The sequence below is a fragment of the Desulfitibacter alkalitolerans DSM 16504 genome (assembly GCF_000620305.1).
In the GTDB taxonomy this organism is placed as follows: domain Bacteria; phylum Bacillota; class DSM-16504; order Desulfitibacterales; family Desulfitibacteraceae; genus Desulfitibacter; species Desulfitibacter alkalitolerans.
Map to the genome: position 1 here is coordinate 136,017 of NZ_KK211104.1, position 21,848 is coordinate 157,864.

At 36.1% G+C, this 21,848-nt stretch carries 28 protein-coding genes; 6 read left to right on the forward strand and 22 right to left on the reverse strand.

The annotated features are described in order from the left end of the window. Nucleotides 1-10: 10 nt before the first annotated feature. The 15 genes from K364_RS25845 to K364_RS0118780 all read right to left on the reverse strand — a co-directional run bounded on the left by K364_RS25845 (nt 11) and on the right by K364_RS0118780 (nt 14,290). Nucleotides 11-472 carry a tripartite tricarboxylate transporter TctB family protein gene (locus K364_RS25845; protein WP_051534219.1) on the reverse strand — a complete coding sequence of 154 codons (462 nt, stop codon included), beginning with the start codon at nt 470-472 and terminating at the stop codon, nt 11-13. Between the two features lie 74 nt (nt 473-546). Further along, the gene (locus tag K364_RS24770) at nt 547-1,539 is read right to left on the reverse strand and encodes a tripartite tricarboxylate transporter substrate binding protein (RefSeq protein ID WP_051534220.1); all 993 of its coding nucleotides are present in this window, start codon (nt 1,537-1,539) and stop codon (nt 547-549) included. Between the two features lie 359 nt (nt 1,540-1,898). Beyond that, complete coding sequence (locus K364_RS0118715; protein ID WP_028309294.1) at nt 1,899-3,098, reverse strand: pyridoxal phosphate-dependent aminotransferase; 1,200 nt, start codon at nt 3,096-3,098, stop codon at nt 1,899-1,901. A gap of 21 nt (nt 3,099-3,119) precedes the next feature. Beyond that, a complete protein-coding gene (locus K364_RS0118720; RefSeq protein ID WP_028309295.1) occupies nt 3,120-3,986 on the reverse strand; it encodes a creatininase family protein in 867 nt (288 codons plus the stop codon). 19 nt (nt 3,987-4,005) lie between these two features. Then, on the reverse strand, nt 4,006-5,235 hold the full coding sequence (locus tag K364_RS0118725; RefSeq protein ID WP_051534221.1) for a homocitrate synthase/isopropylmalate synthase family protein: 1,230 nt from the start codon (nt 5,233-5,235) through the stop codon (nt 4,006-4,008). A 271-nt stretch (nt 5,236-5,506) separates the two neighbouring features. After that, on the reverse strand, nt 5,507-7,603 hold the full coding sequence (locus K364_RS24775) for a sigma 54-interacting transcriptional regulator (RefSeq protein ID WP_035270243.1): 2,097 nt from the start codon (nt 7,601-7,603) through the stop codon (nt 5,507-5,509). A gap of 341 nt (nt 7,604-7,944) precedes the next feature. After that, complete coding sequence (locus K364_RS0118735) at nt 7,945-8,205, reverse strand: DUF2442 domain-containing protein (protein WP_028309297.1); 261 nt, start codon at nt 8,203-8,205, stop codon at nt 7,945-7,947. A gap of 12 nt (nt 8,206-8,217) precedes the next feature. Then, nucleotides 8,218-8,367, reverse strand: coding sequence for a DUF4160 domain-containing protein (locus tag K364_RS28005; protein ID WP_422857243.1), 150 nt, complete (start codon nt 8,365-8,367; stop codon nt 8,218-8,220). Between the two features lie 119 nt (nt 8,368-8,486). After that, nucleotides 8,487-9,449, reverse strand: coding sequence for a DUF8173 domain-containing protein (locus K364_RS0118745; RefSeq protein ID WP_028309298.1), 963 nt, complete (start codon nt 9,447-9,449; stop codon nt 8,487-8,489). Then, nucleotides 9,436-10,509, reverse strand: coding sequence for a DUF8173 domain-containing protein (locus K364_RS0118750; RefSeq protein WP_028309299.1), 1,074 nt, complete (start codon nt 10,507-10,509; stop codon nt 9,436-9,438). The genes K364_RS0118745 and K364_RS0118750 overlap by 14 nt, the downstream gene beginning before the upstream one ends. A 13-nt stretch (nt 10,510-10,522) precedes the next feature. Then, nucleotides 10,523-11,125, reverse strand: a complete 603-nt coding sequence (locus K364_RS0118755; RefSeq protein WP_028309300.1) for a hypothetical protein — start codon at nt 11,123-11,125, stop codon at nt 10,523-10,525. Further along, nucleotides 11,106-11,681 carry an RNA polymerase sigma factor gene (locus K364_RS24780; RefSeq protein ID WP_051534222.1) on the reverse strand — a complete coding sequence of 192 codons (576 nt, stop codon included), beginning with the start codon at nt 11,679-11,681 and terminating at the stop codon, nt 11,106-11,108. Before K364_RS24780 ends, K364_RS0118755 begins: the two co-directional genes overlap by 20 nt. A 138-nt stretch (nt 11,682-11,819) precedes the next feature. Beyond that, nucleotides 11,820-12,335 carry a hypothetical protein gene (locus K364_RS0118765; protein WP_156946529.1) on the reverse strand — a complete coding sequence of 172 codons (516 nt, stop codon included), beginning with the start codon at nt 12,333-12,335 and terminating at the stop codon, nt 11,820-11,822. Nucleotides 12,336-12,443: 108 nt separating this feature from the next. Continuing rightward, nucleotides 12,444-12,719: a MoaD-like domain-containing protein gene (locus K364_RS24785; protein WP_035270246.1), complete on the reverse strand. Its 276-nt coding sequence runs from the start codon at nt 12,717-12,719 to the stop codon at nt 12,444-12,446. Nucleotides 12,720-13,060: 341 nt separating this feature from the next. Continuing rightward, a complete protein-coding gene (locus K364_RS0118780) occupies nt 13,061-14,290 on the reverse strand; it encodes an IS110 family RNA-guided transposase (RefSeq protein ID WP_028306748.1) in 1,230 nt (409 codons plus the stop codon). 588 nt (nt 14,291-14,878) lie between these two features. Here K364_RS0118780 and K364_RS24790 point away from each other — a divergent pair. From K364_RS24790 to K364_RS0118815, 6 genes are all read left to right on the forward strand, one after another. Then, a complete protein-coding gene (locus K364_RS24790) occupies nt 14,879-15,394 on the forward strand; it encodes an RNA polymerase sigma factor (protein WP_084296075.1) in 516 nt (171 codons plus the stop codon). Between the two features lie 3 nt (nt 15,395-15,397). Next, nucleotides 15,398-15,817: an anti-sigma factor family protein gene (locus K364_RS0118795; protein ID WP_028309302.1), complete on the forward strand. Its 420-nt coding sequence runs from the start codon at nt 15,398-15,400 to the stop codon at nt 15,815-15,817. Between the two features lie 11 nt (nt 15,818-15,828). After that, the gene (locus K364_RS0118800) at nt 15,829-16,542 is read left to right on the forward strand and encodes a hypothetical protein (RefSeq protein WP_028309303.1); all 714 of its coding nucleotides are present in this window, start codon (nt 15,829-15,831) and stop codon (nt 16,540-16,542) included. Between the two features lie 77 nt (nt 16,543-16,619). After that, a complete protein-coding gene (locus tag K364_RS0118805) occupies nt 16,620-16,985 on the forward strand; it encodes a GerW family sporulation protein (RefSeq protein WP_156946530.1) in 366 nt (121 codons plus the stop codon). Nucleotides 16,986-17,155: 170 nt separating this feature from the next. Beyond that, nucleotides 17,156-17,809 carry a Crp/Fnr family transcriptional regulator gene (locus K364_RS0118810; RefSeq protein ID WP_028309305.1) on the forward strand — a complete coding sequence of 218 codons (654 nt, stop codon included), beginning with the start codon at nt 17,156-17,158 and terminating at the stop codon, nt 17,807-17,809. A 132-nt stretch (nt 17,810-17,941) separates the two neighbouring features. Continuing rightward, nucleotides 17,942-18,181 carry an MTH865 family protein gene (locus K364_RS0118815; RefSeq protein WP_028309306.1) on the forward strand — a complete coding sequence of 80 codons (240 nt, stop codon included), beginning with the start codon at nt 17,942-17,944 and terminating at the stop codon, nt 18,179-18,181. A 312-nt stretch (nt 18,182-18,493) separates the two neighbouring features. Here K364_RS0118815 and K364_RS0118820 read toward each other — a convergent pair whose 3' ends face one another. From K364_RS0118820 to K364_RS0118845, 7 genes are all read right to left on the reverse strand, one after another. Next, nucleotides 18,494-18,823 carry a HEPN domain-containing protein gene (locus K364_RS0118820; protein ID WP_028309307.1) on the reverse strand — a complete coding sequence of 110 codons (330 nt, stop codon included), beginning with the start codon at nt 18,821-18,823 and terminating at the stop codon, nt 18,494-18,496. Next, entirely contained in the window at nt 18,820-19,164 is a 345-nt protein-coding gene (locus K364_RS0118825; protein WP_028309308.1) for a nucleotidyltransferase domain-containing protein, read from the reverse strand. The genes K364_RS0118820 and K364_RS0118825 overlap by 4 nt, the downstream gene beginning before the upstream one ends. Nucleotides 19,165-19,258: 94 nt before the next feature. Further along, nucleotides 19,259-19,726: a nucleotidyltransferase domain-containing protein gene (locus K364_RS0118830; RefSeq protein WP_051534224.1), complete on the reverse strand. Its 468-nt coding sequence runs from the start codon at nt 19,724-19,726 to the stop codon at nt 19,259-19,261. A gap of 124 nt (nt 19,727-19,850) precedes the next feature. Then, complete coding sequence (locus tag K364_RS0118835; RefSeq protein ID WP_028309310.1) at nt 19,851-20,228, reverse strand: hypothetical protein; 378 nt, start codon at nt 20,226-20,228, stop codon at nt 19,851-19,853. After that, nucleotides 20,215-20,781 (reverse strand): DUF6036 family nucleotidyltransferase, encoded by a 567-nt coding sequence (locus K364_RS0118840; protein WP_051534225.1) that lies wholly within the window; start codon nt 20,779-20,781, stop codon nt 20,215-20,217. Before K364_RS0118840 ends, K364_RS0118835 begins: the two co-directional genes overlap by 14 nt. Nucleotides 20,782-20,812: 31 nt before the next feature. After that, nucleotides 20,813-21,064, reverse strand: coding sequence for an N-acetylmuramoyl-L-alanine amidase (locus K364_RS26410; protein WP_084296077.1), 252 nt, complete (start codon nt 21,062-21,064; stop codon nt 20,813-20,815). A 190-nt stretch (nt 21,065-21,254) separates the two neighbouring features. Further along, a complete protein-coding gene (locus tag K364_RS0118845) occupies nt 21,255-21,662 on the reverse strand; it encodes a hypothetical protein (protein ID WP_028309312.1) in 408 nt (135 codons plus the stop codon). Between the last annotated feature and the right edge of the window lie 186 nt (nt 21,663-21,848).

Below are 21,848 nucleotides of genomic sequence, written 5' to 3' on the forward strand. Positions count from 1 at the left end.
ATCTCACCACCTAGAATAATATTCCCTTGGGAAGCGGCACCTTTAGCTGCATAACAAACAAGAAGTAAATAAATAGTGAAATTCCCAATGTTGAAAATACATAAGCTGTTAATTTCCTGGCACCTAAAAACCACATAGCTGTAGATATAAAAATAGCTGTAGATATAAAAAATCCCAACCTTGTAATTAAAACTGCATATGCCACCGAAAATATAAAAATAATATAGGAACTGTATTTCTGGTTCCAGCTAATTTGCAGACTTTTTTCCTGTTTTTCCCTTTGTGGTTGAAAAGCTTCTTTTTTTATGAAGGAAGCTGCAATCTGATAAACTGATAGTATTAGGACAATAATTATTAAAACTTGTGGGAAAGTGTCAGCGCCCTTGGGAAAGTTCAAACTTTTATAATATAAAAAGATTGATACAAGGCAAAGGATACACAGTAGAATAATATCTGCCTTTAATCTTCTCATGTTCAATCCTCCAATATTGGAGGTTGGAAGCAATAATAATTTGCTTCCAACCTTGTTTTAGATTTAAGCAATATTTACCAACCCATTAAATCTTTAACTTTAGCTTCCCAGAATTTGATAAAATCAGTATATTCCTGTCCTTTCATGCTTATCAAGGATAATCCAAGCTCATCACATTTTTGAATATGCTCTGAATCATTTACCGCCTGCTCCAGTGCATTTGCTAGTATCTCAACGATTTCATCTGGAGTTCCAGCTGGAACAGCTAAACCTCTAGCCGCAAAGTGTACCGCGTCTATTCCCTGTTCCTTTAATGTGGGAACATCAGGCAAAAACTTTGATCTTTCATCATAAGCTAAACCTAGAACTACTATTTCACCATTTTCTACCAGGCTGGTAACTTCACTCACGTTTGCTCCTAAAACATCCACATGCCCTCCAAGCACTTGTGCAATACTTTCAGCAGTACTATCATTATGAATCATGGTAAATTCTGTACCAGCAAACTGCTCCAGCTGCTTGATACCCAGATACTCATCCCCACCACTGCCATGGGCTGTAATACTTACTTTGCCAGGGTTTTCTTTGGCGTAATCAATTAAATCCTGCATTGTTTTAAATGGACTATCTGGACGAACTGCATATAGACCTGGATCTGTCACGTGGTTCATAATCATTGTAAAGCTATCAATGGTTTCTGACCTATTCATTGCAGGATCTAAATATCCTGCAAATACGTTAGGAATATTAACATAACCAATTGTGTAGCCATCCTTATCAGATTGGGCAAGCTGACCCCAACCATTCCAGCCTCCGCCACCGGTAACATTAATTACAACTACAGGCTGCCCCAAGTATTTTCCTAAAGGTTCGGCTAATAATCTTGCTGTAACATCTGTACCTCCACCAGCACCATAAGGCACTATTAAGGTTACAGGCTTGGTTGGAAACTGAACTTCTTGACCTCCACTATTATCAGTCTGTTGCTTTTGTCCGCCTCCACAGGCACTCACTAGAAAAGCCATAATTACTATTAGACAAATTAACCATATTGATTTTTTTCTCAAAATCATAACCTCCTCATATTTTTGTAATTCGGAAATATTTAACTACCACCAACCATATGCCGCTGAGAAATCGCACCCCCCCCTTGATATAATGATAACTTCATGCTGATTGCTAGATTATACATTGTTGTATACATTAATGCATATAAACAGCAAATGGATTAAATATAGTTATTGCATTTATAAGCTCTTGCCATATAGGTGTTGCAAGTATTATGCCAATATACACTTTAAAATGACAGCAGCAAAAACCATTGATACATAAGGATATTCACATTTCAGGTACCCTTTAGTACCCAAACATTGGGGATGTTAATGGGGGAAAATAAGCTTGCGCCCCCCATTTTTTTAAATTGGTTCTAACTTATATTTAGAAGGTTTTGTTCAGTTAGGAAATCCTCCATCCTATCAAATGCTTCTTCTATCTTTTCCACTGGAACTAGTATGGAGATCCTAATAAATCCTTCTCCAGACGGGCCAAATACAGTACCAGGGAAGGTGAAAACTCCAGTATTCTTAAGAATGCATGAAGCAAATTCATAACTGGTCATTCCAAACTTTCTAATATCTGGAAAAATATAGAAGGTTCCCTTTGGAACTACATATTTTATGCCTAGTTTATCTAGCCTGCGCATGGTTACTGCACGCCTCTCATCATAGACCTCTTGTATTTCTTTAATACATTCTTGAGGGCCCTTTAATGCTGCCAGGGCTGCCATTTGTGAAACTGCAGGTGTACAAATAGTCATGGTATATTTCAAATTTAACATTGCTGAAATTAAATCCCTGGGACCTGCAATATAACCAACTCTCCAGCCAGTCATTGAATATGATTTGGAAAACCCATTCACAGTTAGAGTTCTTTCAAACATGCGGGGAAGGGATGCTATACTGTAAAGAGGAGTGTTGTCAAAAATGAGTTTTTCATACAGCTCATCAGAGATAACTATTAAGTCCTCTCTCTCTGCCAGCTCTGCAATTTCCTCAAGGTTTTCTTTGCTAATAACTGATCCTGTTGGATTGTTTGGTGATATTAATAATATTGCTTTTGTTTTTTCTGTTACTACTTTTGCAATATCCTCAGCCTTCACTTCAAAATTGTTTTCCTGTTTAGTTTGAACAGGAACCATTACTCCCCCAGCCAGTTTAATTGCACTATCGTAGGGAGTATATCTAGGTTCAGGGACAATAATTTCTTCACCTGGATTAATTACAGATAGTATTGCTAAAAGAATAGCTTCCTGTGCACCAACTGTTATTATTACTTCTTTATCAGGGTCCACAATGATGTTGTTATCATTTTTTAATTTTTCTGCAACTGCCTGCCTTAATTCAAGCAGCCCTGCCCATGGTGTATATCCTGTATGTCCAGCATCCAGTGCTTCTTTAGCTGCAGCAATTATATGGGAAGGCGTTTTTAAATCCGGATCTCCCCTGCCCAAATTAATTACATCTTTTACTTCATTAGATAAAGCTATCATTTTACGTCTCTCATCAGTTGCACTCTCTTCAAGCCTTTTGGCTAAAAATCGTTTTCCAGGAGAAAAAACATTATTCATCAATTTACACCCTTTCACATTCTAGTATCTTTCCGGAAAATCTCTCTTTTTGATCTCTACCGGGACATCTTTTAGACCTTTTATAAACTCTGCAAAAAGATCCGTCATGCGTTCATAAATTTTTTCGCCCTTTTCTCTGCTCCCTAATAGAGGATTACCCATTACTCCTGACTTGCCATATTCAAACTGGTCAAGGGCTATTCGTACAGGGTAATTCTTATATTTAATCTCAAAGCCCGATCCAGAATCCTTCACACTGCCTTCAGGCAGCCAGCTTGGAGTAGTTGGGAATTCAGCTTTAGCCCTTTCTAGCCTTACAAGCTCAGGGCATATTAATAACCCTGCTGAGGTCTCAATTTCACCAGCATGCCAACCTGGCAGCTGATCTTTTCCTTCAATAATATCATCACACAATTTGGAAAAAACCTCTGTATCAGCAGCATAACCAATTGCAAGAGCACCTGTTTCATATCTTATGGCTCTTAAAACCCTATCTATAGTTGGTGCATTTGAAGTATGACCAGTGCTGTATATTATCTTTTTAAATCCATGGTATACAAGGCTTCTTCCTATGTCGTATAAAACATTAAAAAGTGTTTCATCTCTTAAAGTAATGGTTCCTGGCTCATTTGGACGCATATGAAAGGGACTGTATCCATAAGGCATTAAGGGAGCTACTGGTACATCGGCTTTAACGGCAGCCTCCATGCATACATAATATCCGGCATATGAATCAATCCCAATTGGTAAATGAGGCCCATGCTGTTCTACACTGCCAAGGGGAACAAGAACTACATCAGTTTTTTCCAACCATTCCTTCATTTCAACCCAAGTCATATCAAATATTCTGTGCTTTTGGTAGATACTTTCTCTATCTTTTGTATTCACTTAATACACCTCTCCTATGTTATTTAGAATTTTCTTCAATGATTTTTATAAATTCTTCATCAGTTAGGGCTCTTTCAAAAGTGATTGCCTTTTGTTTTATATCTTCCAGAACCTTTTCAATCCTTTCCTCTGGCAATGTTAACCCCAGCTCTCGAAGCTTCCAGTGAATGTTTGCTTTTCCGGACTTCTTACCCAGCTTAATTTCATGCTTTCTGCCAAATATTTCAGGCTGAAATGGTTCTACAGTATGTGGGTTTTTCATTAAGGCAGCTGTTGGTATCCCAGCTTCCCAGGTAAACAAATTATCTCCAGTAATGGGCTTATTAGGAGGAAATGACCATCCACTTAATCGCTTTACCAATTGGCTGACTTCATAAAGCTTGTAAAAGTCTATACCAGTTTTAACACCATAAAGACATTCTAAAGCAAAAGCTACCTCTTCAGTTGAAGAATTACCAGCCCTTTGCCCCAAAGCATTAAGGGTGCAGGAAATAGATTCTGCTCCATTTTCTACTCCTGCCAATGAATTAGCTACTCCTAAGCCAAAGTCATTATGACAATGCATTTCAATTGGCACATTCACCCAGGACTTTATTTTTTTAACCAAATACTTAATGCCTGGCGGATTTATACAGCCATTGGTATCTACTACCGTAACTTTATCCGAACCTGCTTCTTTAACTGCCCTTGTAACCAAACTCTCTAAAAACTCCATGCGGGCCCGTGTGGAATCAATTAAGAACAAGTGGGCCTCTAATCCACTTTCTTTAGCATATGAGACAACCCTGAGGGCTTTTTCTATAACATCTTCTTCACGCCATTCAAACTGGTACTTTAATCTGGGATAGCTCACTGGAACTTCAATTATTGCTCCTGAAACACCGCATTTTTTAGCCAGGTCAATGTCCTTTTCCATGGCCCTGCAAAGACAGGTAATCTTGGCATTTAAATCGGCATTACATACAGCCCTTATGGCTTCCTGGTCTGCTGGTGAAACTGCTGGAAAACCAGCCTCAATAATTTGGACTCCTGCATTATCCAGCATTTTAGCAATTTCTACTTTCTGATCCTTGGTAAATATAACACCGGCAGCCTGCTCTCCATCTCTTAGGGTAGAGTCATGTATTAGAACTTTTGATGGAAGCTCAAGGGTATCCAGTACTTCCTTTTCAAAGTTAAACTGACTAACCCACCAGTTTTCTCCTTTCCATGGTCCCTTTTCCATGTCTATTATCTTATGTTGCAACATGTAGTCTCTCCTTTCAATTTATAATGATATATAAATTTTGTATTTAGTTTATTTATGCAATCTATTACTTGCAAGTCTAATGCCACTTATTGAAGATATGCAATAAAAAAACAAGGTGTCTTTGAAGCCATTCTAAAGCAATAACTTTTGCAGCACCAAACTTATACTGGGAAACTGCCAATAGGCATTTATGGGGTGATTAATGGGTGTTTTGTGGGGGATTTTATTATATTAATGTATAGACTAATGGCTATGTCTTGTGACATAGCCATTAGTTAGTTGTATTGATATTATGGGTAATAGTATTGATAAGTGTTTTGCCCTTTTCAGTAATAGTTGACCCTGCTCTGCCTTTTAAAATTTTTATCAAACCATTGTTTTCCAAGACCTTTAACCTTGTCCTAATCTTGTCCTCAGTAGTATCAACTCCGTCTTTTTCCATTAACTCTAGAAGCCTGCGTCTTCCTAATGATTGACCATTTTGAGCAAAATATGTTAATAGTTTCAATATGGCTAAATCCTCTTTTATATAGGGTTTATATTCCCGTGCATCAATAGTAGAAATGGTGAAACCGTCTTGAAAACTACTAGTAACATCCAGTAAATCCTGAGGCAAATCATTTTTACAAACCCTGTCTTCATCTACTGTGGCAACAAGAAATTCAACCACATTCTTTAATTCCCTTATATTTCCTGGCCATTTATAATTCTGAAGGATTTGAATTGCTTCATCAGAAAGAAACCCCTTCACACATTTCCCGTACTCCTTAAGCATCATGTCTAGCAAATATAATAAATCCTCTTTTCTATCTCTCAGAGGGGGAATATATACCTTTAAAACATTAAGTCTGTAATATAAATCTTCTCTAAAGTTATGCTTTAAAACCATCTCTTTTAAATCACGGTTTGTCGCAGCAATAACTCTTACATCAACAGCTATAAGCTTATCTCCGCCAATTCGCATAACCTCTTTAGATTCCAGAACCCTTAAGAGCTTAACTTGGATTTCTGCCGGTATCTCACCAATCTCATCAAGAAATATGGTGCCCTGATGTGCTTGTTCAAACAAGCCTGCCCTTCCACCTTTCTTAGCCCCAGTAAAAGTACCTTCTTCAAAACCAAAGAGCTCACTCTCTAATAAATCCCTGGGCAAGGCTGCACAATTTATTGCAACAAAAGGACCTTTACTGCGAAGGGAACTATTATGAATAGCATGGGCCATTAACTCTTTACCTGTTCCAGTTTCTCCTGTTATCAAAACTGTAGTATCAAGGGGCGCAAATTTTTTAGCATTTTTAATTTGTTGTTGTAGTTTTTCACTATTACCATGTATGTTCTCAAAGGTATACTTAGAAACATGACCCTTGAAATATACATGCCTTCTTAACTTCTTTTCCAGCTTTTCAACTTCGTCAAATTCATAACAGGTTAAAACAGATCCACTAATTTTATTATTTATTTCTAATGGTATTCTATTAAGTAAAATGTGTTTATTATTAATGGTTTTTTCAATATATTCATCACTTTCCCCAGTTAATAAGGGCTTGTTAACCTCTAAATTAGGCACAATATCATCTGCGTTTCTTCCTATTACATATTCTTTATTCAAACCAAATAACTCTTCGGCAATCCTATTACAGATGGCAATTTTTCCACTTTCATCTGTAGCTATAACACCATTATTTATTTTTTGAATTATGGCTTCTAATAGGTGGTTGAGCTTTTCATTAGAGTTTAAGCTTTCTGAAAGCTTTCGGCTAATATCAATAATATTGCTCACATATTTAGCAGATAGTATATTGGGCTTACTATCTAATAGATCAAATCTAAATAGTATTTCCATTAGGGTTGACAGGTCAATTATTCTTGTTCCTATATCGTAGATTTCTGAGACATAGGAAGGAACTAATTGACTTTCGCCAGGGGTGATAGCAATGTCTACCCTAGGAGGATTTGGGTGGTCAGGGTAAATAGGGATTAACCATAGATGGTTAAAACCCATGTTATATAGTAATGATATTACCTCCTCGGCAGTTTCTTTTCTGTCATTTACTAGCATTATTTTACGGTTGGAAGGAACAGTGAAAAGTTTGTACAGATTTTTAAAATCTATTGTTCTTCCAGCAATAACTATTTTATTTTTATGCTTGCTTTTTATATCCGCAGGAATGTAGTTTAAGATAGATTCTGTTGAGAGAAGAATCAAGTCACTGTCATAAAGATATGGAGGACCGTATTCTTCCACACAATGACCTATTATGTCTACCTGGTCGCCAAAAAGCTCCTCTAGCTGCTGGGTAAGAATCTTGGAGTTTTTCTTTCCCCTTGTAATTAAAAGGATCTTTTTTCTTTTATAGCTATTAAGCATAAAAAACTCCTCCAAGTTAATTGTTCCTATTCTGGAATGTCGAAACTTGTCGACCATTATATTAAATTCAATAAGATCCACAGAAATCCTTTTTGAATATTTCCATGTCTTTGCTATTTATAACCAATACTTATAGGTTACAGGTATAATGCTTTCATTATCCTTCCATGATTTGCCTATTATTTAAAATCTATGTTTAAACAAAAAGCCTTTATGTCCATGAAAAATGAAAAACCATGGTTAAAAGGCTTCCTAATTATATATTTCACCAAGTTACTTGGCTATAAAATATGCTTTCTAATTTTGCTTTTTGTGCTAAATTAATTTTTTGTTAAAGTAAATTAGTTCATGACATTTTCCACATCTCGACCATTTTTCCATAATTCATATTCACTTAAATCAATGTCATCATTCCAACTGATACCATACCCCCCAGCGTCAACCTTTACCATACTAAAAATCATCTTATCTTTTAAAACATGAAAGCTTTTATGCCTTTCAATAAGCATTTTCGCATCATATTCTTTTGCCTGATTATTATCAAATAAAACAATTAGTTTATAATCATCCTTAACTTTAATGTCTTTAATTTTAGGAACCATCTTCAATCCCTCCTATTCTAACCCTTTGAGCTTTCTAAATTCTTGGGTTTCCCATATTTCTATAAGATCCTTTTGATAAATAGTTGCCCACTCTAAAATAAGCTTTGTTGCCCTGCTAGGCAAATCTCCCTCTAGCATCTCTAGGGTTTTCAAATGAAACAATCCATTATATTCACCACAAAATTATATAAACATAAACTTTCAGTTATAAATAATATACTCAGTCTAAGAATTGTCATTCTGTTTTCTGTATATAGCAGTATAGTGCTATTAGATACTTGTTAAATAGCCTTAGTTCCCCAGCCACCGGTTCCGAATTTAGAAATAACAACTGCACCTAATACTAAAGATTTGACAAAGAATAAAATAATTCCTCCTGCAAAGGGTATTTGCCTGAATAAAGCTATTACTATTAAGCCTACTAATACTGATATTCCCATGCCGGTATCGCTACCAAATTTGTTAAAGAGCTTTCTTCCAAGCAGTAGACCAAGTGCTGCCAGACCCATTAACTGGGCAAACCATAAGGTGAGCCAGAATATAGGTATTAATGGAATTCCAAGAAGGGTAATTAAAAGGGCAATTGTTATTGGGATAGCTAAAAGCTTGATGAGCAGGCCAATCCCAAAGGATTTTAAACCTTCATTGCAAATTGTATCAAGAATATTTTCAGTATTTCTTGGCATTAAAACAGCAATCAGCCAACCGAAAACCACCATGAAAATTCCGCCAACAATTCTAAACCACAATGAAACACCTGTAAATATTTCATGTCCCCTATCTCCAAAGATTTCGGGCCCTCTAACAAAGACATCAGAAGTGTCTCTTACAATTTTTCCTCTTATTATGGCGTCATCATGTTTGCTGACTCCACCGCCAAAGGTAATTACGTCACCATTTATTACAGCATTTTCTCCAAGGTTGATGCCCCCACCAAAAACCACCAGATCTCCACCCACTGGGCCTTCTATTAAAACTCCACCGCCAAATACAACTGTATCACCGCGAATAATTCCTGTTGACCTGACTGAGCCGCCAAAACTTATAACATCATTAACTGTACCTTCTATTCTAACAGGGCCTCCAAAAGCCACCACATTGTGAGCTGTCTGATCCTCTCCAACTCTGATTTGTCCGCCAAATCTAATAATGTCATCTGCAGCATAAGCTGAAGCTGGAATCAGCAATATAACACTTAAAATTAATAAACATAAGATAAGCATTCCCTTTTTATTTGTTTTCACTGTTTTCTTCCTCCCCACTTTTGGCTTCCTCAACATTATAAGAAATCTCTCCATCATGACCTTTATCTACAATCCCATCATCTGTTGACTGTAAAAATTTAGTCTCTACAGGTTGCTTTTCTTGCTTTTCCTTCCTTGCAAACCATGGTTTGTTGGTGCCAAATTTTGTGGTTAAAATAATACCCAGCCCGAAAATAGCTATTAATGGCACAACAAGCCAACCAATAATTGGCGCTTTGCTAACAAGCCACAGCACAAATATTCCCAACATACCTTCTATTAACAGGTTTGGTTCCTTGGCCCAGCTAAAGGTATTGCTCAACATGGGTCTTAGTCTTGCACTGCCAAGGGCAACGGCAGTTACCAGGGCACCAAGCAAAAAGATTACTGGAATTAATAAACCCATTATTAAGGCAACTGGAATGCCAATAATAGTTATGACTAGCACAAGCATTGTAAATGGATATATTATCCATGCTGCAAGACCTATTAAGAAGGTTCTCAGTATGTCTTTAGTAAGCTCTAATGACATTGTATTAAGGTGCCTGGGAAATATGCTTGCTCCTAAAGCAGCTAATCCCAGAAGTCCAAGAAGCTGTAATACTGAAGAAAAAAATGTAGTAGTCCCATGGTCTCTGTAATCACGCTTCACTACAGGCAAATTGGGTATACTGGTATCACCGGCCCCGGAATCCCTTTCTAAAATTTTAAATTCATCCAGGTTTTCTCCGGCAACTATCTTGCCTCCTATGACTGTAGTATCCTGCTTTAACACCTCACCCTTGAAAACCACCACATCGCCTGTAACCAGGGCATTTTCCGACAAGGTTACATTTCCCAGAAAACTTACAACATCTCCATGAACCTGACCCTGAACCGTTACATCACCTTTAAAACTTACCACGTCACCATAAATTATTTCTTCGGCACTTATAACTACATCGCCGCCAAACTGGACTATGCCTTCCCTGGCTTCCTGGGCCAGTGATGCTGACCCAAGAGAAAATATAAGCAATACTATTACAGTAAGAAGTAATATGCCTTTAGCCACTCTATTCATAAAATTCATCTCCTCAATTAAAACTAATTCTTTCTCTTGTCTTTAACAGGTGTATTACCAGTGCACTGCAAGCCAAAACAGTAATTACTACCTGCACAAAATTGGTCAGAACAAAGGACAAGCTGACATCCCACAAGGTGCTTAGAAGTAAAATCCAATAAGCAATATCCTTGATCAGGCCTATTACCTGATTTACAAGGGGAGCTGCATTGAAAATACCTCCTAAGTCTACAGCCAAAGCCTGGGATATAAACCCCCAAACACCTGGGATAGTGATGCTTCCCCAAACGCCTAGAGATAATATTACTAGTCCTGTTAACAGAACTATTACCCAACGAGGCAGCTTTGAAGAAGCTCCCTTATCTCCAGCAAATTCTTTAGAAATCCCATTGTCAGCCTGGGACAGCATTTCCCAATCAATGGTTGAAAAGTCTAACGGCAGCTCCTCACAATCCATATCAAAAAGCCCTTTTTCTATAAGCTGTAACTCTGCCCACAAGGATGAGCAGTCAGGACACCCCTGGCAGTGAGAAATAATATTCTCACTTTCCTTAAGCATTTTTTCAGGCTTATCCAGCACCTCATGCATCAACTGTCTAATGCTTTTGCAGTCCATCCTGCTCACCCCCTTCCTTTACCGTTTCTATAAGACTATCTCTCAACTTTTCCCTAGCTCTATAGAGCTTTGTTTTTACTGTATTAACCGGCTGTTTTAAAATATCTGCTATTTCCTCAAAGGTTAATTCATTTATATATTTTAGAATTACCACCATCCTGTAAGATTCGGGTAAAAGATTGATCTTTGAATGTATCAGCTGCTTTAACTCTTTACTTTCAAGGGCCCTATCAGGCAGTGAATAAAACCTGTTTTCAACCTGTATTTCTTGCTCCTCCTCAATCATCAATAGTTCTTTCTTTTTGCGAAGATAATCAATACATGTGTTGGTGGCAATTTTATAAATCCAGGTTGTTATCTTGGCAGATTTATCATAGGTGGCAAAGCTCTTATATACCTTTAAAAAGATCTCCTGGGTTAGATCCTTTGCTTCTTCTCTATCCCCTGTCATTTTAACTGCCAGACTGTATATCTGAACCTGCAGATGTTTAACAAGGACATTGAAATATTCTTTTTCACCTGCAAGTATTTTGTCAACACAAAGCTCTAAATCCAACCTAGATCCCTTCTTTCGCCACCTACAAGTTTATACGAAGAGCCCTTTGAAATAGTTTCAAAACAAATTTAATCTTTAAAAAAAATAAGCCACAAAGCTGTGACTTAAATACTTAGCCATTTCAGGCTTTTATTCTCATTAATTATACCAGAAGTCAGTATCACCTAAAAGACTGTCAAGCCCGCTAAACTCATCCAATCGGCTATTTACAAGACTTCCTCCCTTAAAATACAAATAAAGCCCTGTGGGATCCTCATCATACGGCCTGTAGACCCAGATCTCCCTGCTAAACTCCGGGTTAACAGCAATATTTCTGAACAGAACAGGCGGCTCACCAAGCAGCATCCTTACTTCTTTAACAGGTTTTCCTTCAAGGGTTGTTTCATCATAATTGGGAAAGTACTGTTCCCATCCTGGATTGGGTTTCTGAGCAATCTCAGTTCCGTCAGCTGGTTCTGTTCCAGGGTCCGGTTCGTCCCCGTTTTCTTCCTGTGGATCTTCTGGCTGCCCTTCTGCAATTTGCTGACGCAAGTCTACTATTTCATTATTAAGCCTGTTAACTTCATTGGACCAGGTAGAGTTCTGCCACCAAAATACTATGCCGCCAACTACAAGCGCAGTAATTACAATTGCGGCTATTATAGTTTTATTCATGAATAAAGCTCCTTTCAAAAAAGTTTGCTTCCTTCTTTAATATTTACAGGTACAACCTCATATATACCAATTTCATCAATTACTACTTTTTTAAGCACTACCATTAATTTATCCACCAGCTCGCATAAACTTTAAACGAAAGTCAGCTAGTAAAGCTTCCAAACATTCTCGGGAAGCAGAAAAGGTTATATCAACTTCCATGAGCATTATTGAACCTAATACACACGGCTTTTCATCCCCTAATTCAACCACCCAATCTGTACCGTAAAATCTTTTGTCATCATGGATATACTTACTTAAGCCTCTGAAATATTCCGCAATTTCTTCCCTGGAGGCACCCCTCATTTTAATTTTCCTGGTAATAATGTCAATATTATCATGCATGGTAATTAATTTTCCCCTATATAGTTTTCTATTGTAATAATTATAATGATTCTAACCCTTTATAATTATTTCCTTCTGTTAAGGTTCATAAATATCTCAAAAGAGTGCAACTTTTTCTGAGATTTTGGTGTATAACTATATGTAGGGTAACTTTCCAAGAGGTGAAGACGTGGATATTAATGTTAGTCTAATAAAAAGTCCTGCGGTAATATGTCAATACCCTAAATAATAAAATTGGAAATTTAATTTGCTAATTTTGCTAAAAAAGGGCATGCTTAACAAACCCAGTTTGAGTAGTAAAAAACTGGAAATAACCGAAGGGCAAATTAGGGGGTGTTGACCTAACTATTCACCTTCCTTCTAGGCGAGTAGATTTGGTCGTTACGCAGCAGCGTATCAACCAAACGCACAAGTTTTCTTGCAGTTAAGACGAGTGCTCTTTTATGTTGGTGCTTAGGCACCTCACGATACTTTTTCTGGTAATAAGCTTTAAACTCCGGCTCATAGCGCATTACCGAGTTGGCAGCCTCAACAAGGTAATAACGGAGATAACGGTTACCAGAACGTATTAGCTTAGTTTCATCAGCTACAAACTTTCCTGACTGGTGTTTAGTCCAGCTAAGCCCTGCATATTTAGCTAAAGCAGCCTGATCCTTAAAGCGAGAAATATCGCCAACTTCAGCAAGAATACCGGCACAGAAAACAGGGCCAATACCAGGGATAGTTTGTAAAGTATTAGGGATGCCATCAAGAACTCTTTCTATAGCCTTGTTTAACTGTTTAATATGATTGTTAAGGCTTCTGATAGTCTCAATAGAAGTAGCAAGGACAATATCAACCGAATCTTCAATACACTTAGAGAGTCTGTAAGAAGACCTGGCAGCCTTTTGGATACACTTAGCTACACCTTCAGGATCAGGAAAACGGTTTTTCCCTTTATCCTTAAGGTAATTAGCTAAATCAGCAACATCCATAGCAGATATTTCATCAAGGCTGTACTTTTCTAAAAAGAGATCCATCATGGCATTACCAAAAGCAGAACTATCAACCTCAGAAGTAAAAGCATTACACTTTAAAAATAAGTTTTGAAGAAAATGCTGTTTTTCCTTAGTCAGATTATGAACTAGACGATAACGCATTCGTGTTAATCTTTGCAGAGCAATATATTGTTCCTGCATGATAACAGTAAAAGGGAGTCTACCAAACCGTAAACGATCAGCAATTATCAAGGCATCAATATCATCAGTTTTTTCCATATCAGCATAAGCTTCCTTAAACTTATTCACAAGCTTAGCATTGATGGTATAAACCTTAGCATTAAGCTTACGTAGAGCCTCATCCTCATTTAAGAACATAGAAGGATGCCAGCTATAAACAGAAGTAGACTCCATACCAATTTGAATATTAGTACAAGAGAGCTTCTCTGCTAAAGTAATGATCTTATCACGCAAATGGGTGGCACCATTTAGATTATTACTTACAGTAAACTTATCAAGAGTATCGCCATCACAATTAATAACACGTACTCTTAAGTCCAGAGAGCTTACATCTATACCTACAAACAACTTCATAAGGGTTATCCCTCCTTTCAAATTAGGATTAAAGGGATTGGACTTTCCGGGACGCCCCCAGGGAACTCGTAGATCATCACCCTCGTGTATATGAACTCATCCTGATCCATGGGCTACCTAGAAGCTGCTGTCTTCTAGCATGGGTTGCCAGGAGGAACAGCCTGCGGGTTAGAAGTTCAAACGAGTACTGGGGAAACAGACTTTTAAAAGTAGTCAAAGCTACAGGAGGAAAAAGCATTACCCCAAATAATCCTTAAGACTATTGTCTGGGAACATCACGAAAAATCCAAGCCCTAATTTAAAACAAGTTTGTAGGTACTAAGAGCCCGCCCTTGACAGTGAGCCTCTGTCCATAATGGATTACACAGACTTAGCCAGCCACCTCCCCTTTGGGGTGTCTGTGCGGCTAATGAGCCTACCATTATGGACCACTCCCTGTCAAGGGTAAAGTGAACGGGCTAACCTTAGTCTGTAAAAGTGATTATTCACTTTTCAAAGAACAAAATTCTAACTGGAAATTCTAAAGTTTAGGTTTACAAAACATATTATACGAGGTGTAAAAATAATGAAAGAGCTGCTTTTGATAGTCTGCTCGGTAAATATGAAGGATATCTATATAAAATTTGTTATGGGTATACCTTTAATCAGGATGAGGCATTGGATATTATGCAGGAGGTTTATATAAAAATCTTCCGTAATATTCACGGGTTTGACGAGACTCGCCCCTTCCTACCCTGGTTAAAAAAAATTGCAATTAACACCTGTTTAAACTATAAAAGGGATAATAAAAAACTCCCACAGCTGTCCTTGGATTTGGAAACTGGTGAAGATGGGAGCTCTACCCTACTGGATTGTATAGCTGCTGCTGATGACACTGAAGAAACAGCAGTTTTCCACGAAACACAAGAAATTATTATCAAGTCATTACAGGAACTTCCTGATAATTATCGTCTTCCCTTAACTCTACGATATCTGGAAAAAATGAGCTATGAAGAAATTGCTGCTGCCTTAAAACAACCTTTAGGCACTGTGAAAAATAGTGTTTTTAGAGCCCGCAATATCCTGAAGAAATCTCTTCAATCCCATGGAATACTGGAGGTATGAAACATGTGTAATCTGGATAAGGATTTGCTGCAAAGATATATGGATAAAGATATTGACCCCCTAGAGAAAATATTATTGGAAAACCATCTATTAAGCTGCCCCCAATGCCGCAGGGATCTAAACCAACTAAAGATTATGGAGTGGGATTTAAATAATATTGCTATACCCAAGGTTCCCAAGGAGCTGACTGCTGTTCGAAATGCAGCACTTGATAAGTACTTTAAAACTATAGACGAAAATGAAACCTCTTTTGAAAGAAAAGATATTATGAATCTGCAGTATAGAAACCTGAAAAATACTGTAAGCTTTATAAATTATCTCCCTGGTAAAAAAATAGTAGAAAATGCAGTCAGAAAAGCTGCTGCAAAGAGTACCAGGGAAACCAAGAACAAATCTCTGCTTTCCAAGATAATTGGGTTATAGGCGGTGAGCAAATGTCAATAATATTAAGTATAATAATGTATTTGCTTTTATTTATACTAGCTGTTTTCATGGCAGCAATAATTATACCCATAAGATACTCCTTTTACGGAGGCTACAATGATAACCCGTATTGTTTTGCCAGCATGACCATACTGCAGTTCTGCAGAATTTCTGCCTCATATAATACTAAAGGGCTGCTTGCTAAACTCAATATTTTTGGGTTTTCCATAAATATTGATCCAGAGATAACTAAAGGGAAAAAAGCAAAGCCTAAAAATGGGAAAGACAAAGAAAAATCTCAAAAAGAAGTCAAGAAAAGGGAAAAGTCTAGTAAAGCTAAAGGGGGGACCAGTCTCTTCAAAAATCTTTTCCAAAGAGATATTATCTTTCATGTATTATATCTTCTAAGAGACCTGGTTGGCATCTTAAAGCCCAGGGTGCTGATGATAAAAGGAAGAATTGGTTTTTATGAACCACACCATACAGCCTGGCTTCAAGCCATTGTATCAACTCTTTCAGGATTAAATATTTTTACAAAGCTGGATATTGATACTGTTTGGGAGGATGAACATTTTGAAGGTGAGCTTATAATTAAGGGGCACATAGCAATAATAGTTGTTCTCTTAAGACTCCTTAAATTCCTTATCTCGAAAAATACTTTAAAGGTTATACTAATTATTATTAGAGAAAGAAAGAAAAAAAAGGTGTTAAGACCTGCAACCTGACAACAAAACATGTGTATCTATAACTGTAAACACAAAATCAAAATTAATATATAAAAAATTAAGGAGGCCCAATTAAAATGAATCCAACTGAAAATGTAATCAACTCCATGTTTGAAAAGCTAGAAAAATTTATTCGTACTGAAACTGTAGTAGGTGAACAAATCCAGGTAGGTAATGTAACTCTAATACCTATTGTCACTGTATCCTTTGGCGTTGGTGCTGGAGGTGGCGGCGGCAAGGATGAAAAGGGTAATGATGGTACTGGCTCTGGCGGAGGTCTGGGAGCAAAAATTCAACCTAATGCAATGCTTGTCATAAAAAATGAAGAGGTGACTGTACTGCCTTTAAGCAGCAAAGGCTCCTTTGACAAGCTATTTGAAATGATGCCAGAGATAATTTCTAAAGTAGATTGCTGCAAACCAAAGAATGAGAAGGAAGAATAAAAACAGTATAAACCCTCAGGGCCTAGAAAACTAGGTCCTTATTGTTTTTTAATACTGGGAAAGCCAAGTGCTTGACAACAAAAATAATTAATGTGAAGGAATTCCTTCCATCCTGGTGAATATTTCTACATAATACTGTTTATTATTTATTAATGAGGTAGGTGAAAACCATGGCACCTGAACTAAAATGCATGAAAGATTTAGCTATATTTGAACCCTTAGATGAAAAGGAAAAAGAGCTCATTACTTTACTGGCCAAACCTAGATTTTATACCAAGGGAGAAATCATTTTTGCAGAAAACTCTCCAGCCGATACAATATATTTTATTAGAGGTGGCAAAATTCTACTATATAAGATATCTGAGGAAGGCAAGGAAATGTCCCTGGACATATTACAAAAGGATGATGTTTTTGGTGAAAATACAATATTTGACGATGCCCTTTATACAATGAATGCAAAAGCTCTTGAGCATTCCTATGTTTGCACCTGCACAAGAACAGATTTCCTAGAAATGTTAAAAAACCCAGTGATTTCTTTGAAAATGTTGAAGGCTCTTGGGGATAAACTTAACAATTATACAGAACAACTTGCAGCAATGGCTTTTAATGATGTAAAAACTAGAATTTTAAGTACACTTGAAAGATTATCCAAAGAGTATGGCAAAAATACTCCCCAGGGAATAATGATAGACATTCCATTAAATCACCAGGATCTTGCATGTCTGGTTAATGCATCACGGGTAATGGTAACAAATACTTTGTCATCATTAAAACAGGATGGAAGAATTACTGTACATGGTCGTAGATTTCATTTATTAGATTAATAAAAAATGGTTTGCGTAATTAATCCTCCAAATTAATTATAATTTTTGTAAAACAGTTTACTGAATGAAAGCTAAAAAAAATGTAAACTTTACTTGCAATTAAAAATTATTTTAAATAAGGAGGAATAGAATATGTCAGTTCGTGAAACTATTAAAAATCAAATTATAGGTGCCTTACAAAATGCTAGTTTCCCAATTGAAAGTCCGGAAGCCCTTCTAGCTGCCTTTCCCTTTGGTGCAGAAACCACCTGCCAGGCAGGAGATTTAAAGGTTACTGCAGGAGAAGCAGGTAAACTTTTAACTGCAGACGATTTTCCCTTTACCAGTCCTGAGCACGTAGCCGAAACTATAGTTGAAAAAGCCGGCCTATAAGTAAAAGAGCCAGGTCATCTTATGATCTGGCTTTTTGATTTGATTAAACTCGTTTTATTCCTTCTAAATCAAAGTATGACATTCCTTGCTCTAAAGGGGGCAGGATTAGTATAAAGCAGCTTAACTTTTTCATAAAACAAAACTTGGCTTACGCCAAGTCTTCTGACATCGGCGGAAGCCTTAGTCTAGTGAATGACGAACAGGACGTTCTAATGTCGGCTATGCAGCAGGACGCTGCGTTTTAGCCGACCACTATCTACCTTGTGGAACTTATACTTTCTGATAGTGAAATATAAGAGTCTAGGACTCTTTTTATATTTCCTCTAGTATTTTCTCAAGAAACTCTTCCATAGCTGCTAGGGCTTTCTCACCATTTTCAATTAGTTCCTCTGCTTCTTCTTTGGTGAATTCCTTGTTTTTAACATATTTTTTATTTACCATACCTATTATTGATGAATGTTTTGTGGGTACTTTATATTCAAAAACCAAGAGGGCAAGACACGCACGATACATACAGTAATAAATTCTATTAACAGTTGCGGGGTATTTCCCGCCCTCAAAACACCACAAAGCTTCCTCCCAAGCCTCGCGAGCTTTCTCCATTTTCACTCTGGCAAGTTCCTTTTTTAAATTGTTGCTCATATTATTACTACCCCGTCATTATATACATTTTTATAAAAACTACCTATTTTAAATAGGGGTGAAGAATATTCCTCAATATCATAGGGTATTGCAATTAAATCTACATTTTCTTGTAAACTTAAATTAAATGCTTCATCAATAATAATAGCACGAATCTCTTTATCTATCTTTTTAACAACTACTAAAACATCAATGTCAGACTCCTCAGTTGCTGTGCCTCTTGCTTGAGATCCAAACAATATTACTTTTTCCACCGGAATGGCTCTTTCTTTGAGAGTTTGAGTATACTTGTTAACAATTCTTAAGACTTCCGGGGTAACTTTTGACCAATTTTGGTTCATATATCTCACCACTTTTATATAATTCCCTTATAAACCATAAATTCTCAATACAATGACTATATCATCTTACATCTGATAACGCCGGAAAAAAACATTAGGTATTTATCAAATCCATAAAATTATCTTTTAATAATGGGAAAAAATCCATATACTTAATCCATATATCCTCTTTATATAGATAAACATCTTCAAGATTTTTATAAGTTAAGGTTTTTCCTTGTGTAGCATAATAGCAGTAACTAAGAGGTGCAGAGTTAAGTGAGTTTACATCTACAAGAATTTCCACTATCCTTGTCAGTTCAATGCTTAACTTGTTGCAAATATCTAAATGTGCTTTTATATTTGTATTAGGTTTAAAGAAAACAGCAATGTCAATATCTCTAAAACTCTTTTCTTCAATAAAAGAACCATGAAGAAATGAAAATTCTATTTCTTCTACTTTTTCCAATTCTTTAACAATCTTTTGTATTATTTTTTCTTTATTGTTATCATCCACTGAGTACTTTCGTAAGCTATTCTTGTCAGTATCTGCCTCAATAATACTTTTCATGGATTTATTCATTATGAATTTCCCCTTCCAAGGGTAATCTTACCTATTTCATTAAGAAACTCATTGACATCTATAAGATCTTTGCGTATTATCTCTAATAACAATATTCATGGACGCCTCAATTGTATTTTTTAACTTATACTCTTTTTATTCCTTCTAAATCAAAGTATACATTCCTTGCTCTAAAGGGGGCAGGATTAGCATAAAGCAGCTTAACTTTTTCAAAATCACTGATTCTTTTAGAATGGTAATAGGGTTTATCAAAGCTTAAGCTTTCATCTCTAAGCCAATCAGGAACTTCAATTCCATGAAGCTGTAAATAATAATCTATTAGCGCCGATACTTTAGTTAAAAATATTTTCTCGTTACTAGTACATGCTTTTAAATCTATTGGTTCATATAAACTGTCTATAAATTTCTTGTCTTTTGATTTTAATAATTCCAACAGCTGATTTAAGCTTGTATCTTCATCTGGATATGCAAATAACGCCTGCAGGTATTTATTTCCAATCATAGCCCAGATCCTCTCCTAGATATTTAATAAAATTTATTTGCCTCTCCCCAAGGATAGTCAAAGGTATATAAGTAGAAATTACTTCCATCAATCTATCTTTAGTAGTTATATTTAAATCTTTACACAATATATAGGCATCATAAAAATCCTTTGCTGGTTCTGGTCTTGCAGCCAATATTTTCATTGCTAATAATTGCTCAGCTTTGGGTTTTAATACTTTTAGATTTGAGTATGTCTTGTAGGTTTCTTTATCTTCCTTCAAAATAGTCTTTAATGGTTCTTTGATTTCTTCATTTATCCATCCATCAGAAAGATTGAAAGTATATTTCGTAAGATTTAATATATTCTCCAGTAATTTAAAATTAGTTTCACTAAATACGCAATCTATATCTTTAGTAGCAGGTCTATTATCATAAACCATAGTCATTATTGAACCACCATAAATTGTTATCTCAAGCTGTAATTGATTTTCTTTTAACCGTTCATTTAGATAATCAAATATTTGCAAGAGCTTGTTTTTATCTAACAAGTTAACACCATTATTTATATCCATAATACCTCCAATTAAATACCTTTATCCACTATTATACCATAAATTGGATGATTTTTAAACAATTATACTTCCATGGATTATACCCCCATGGATTATTGCCATATCTGGCATCAACAAATTTAGGTATAGACGAATATGAGTAAACTCCACGAATTGCTGCATTTCCAAGGCGTTCACTGAGCACTACATCATGGTTACTGGGATGATAAGCATGCACACCTCTAATAGAAGAATTGCTACTAACGTCACAGTGAATGCTAATGAAGATATCTGCATTAGACATTGAACTGCCTTTCAAGTGTTCTGGTGAGGATTTTGAAAAAATCTATCAGGAACATTATCAAGGCAAAATATTGCAGTTTATTTTGTCTACACATACCTATGATGGTTTATTGTTTCTCCTGCAGGCTAGCTTGTCGAAGTCACTGCAGATTAGCCTGTCGCACTACATCAATATTTTGAATTTAGCAACACTACTGTTCTTCTTTAAAAAATGCTGTGATAGTACTATAACCCATAATAATTAATAGAATTTTTTCTGTATGATAATTAATTAATGAAACATTGTATATAGCTTTTATAATTAATAAAATTATTCCAGGAACAACCAAAAAAAGAAATTTTTCATATCTAAATATCCATTTTCCTCTTTTTTTCTTCTCAATTAGAAACATTTCTATTCCCATTAAGGTGCCTATAATAAAAAAGCCAAAAAAATCTAAAATTTTTAGAACATAATTAAAACTGATTAGATGAAAGTAATCATGTTCTCTAATTTGAAAAAACCAGTGTTGTAATTTAAATAAACTAGTAATAAAAAAAATAAACCCATATATAAAACTAGCATATAGCAAGTAGATTTTAGCATTTATAGATTTCATGTTAAGTACGCCTCCAAACTATAGTAGTACCATTTCAAAGAAATACAAACATTTTTTTAAAGGGTGCAAAAAGAATTCCGAGTTTTGTTAATTGACAAAGGGTGCGCCGGAAAAGCAGAAGGCCCTTTATCTTACAAAACTTAATGTAATCCGGTTTACGTTATTATTACTATTTATTATCTCTAC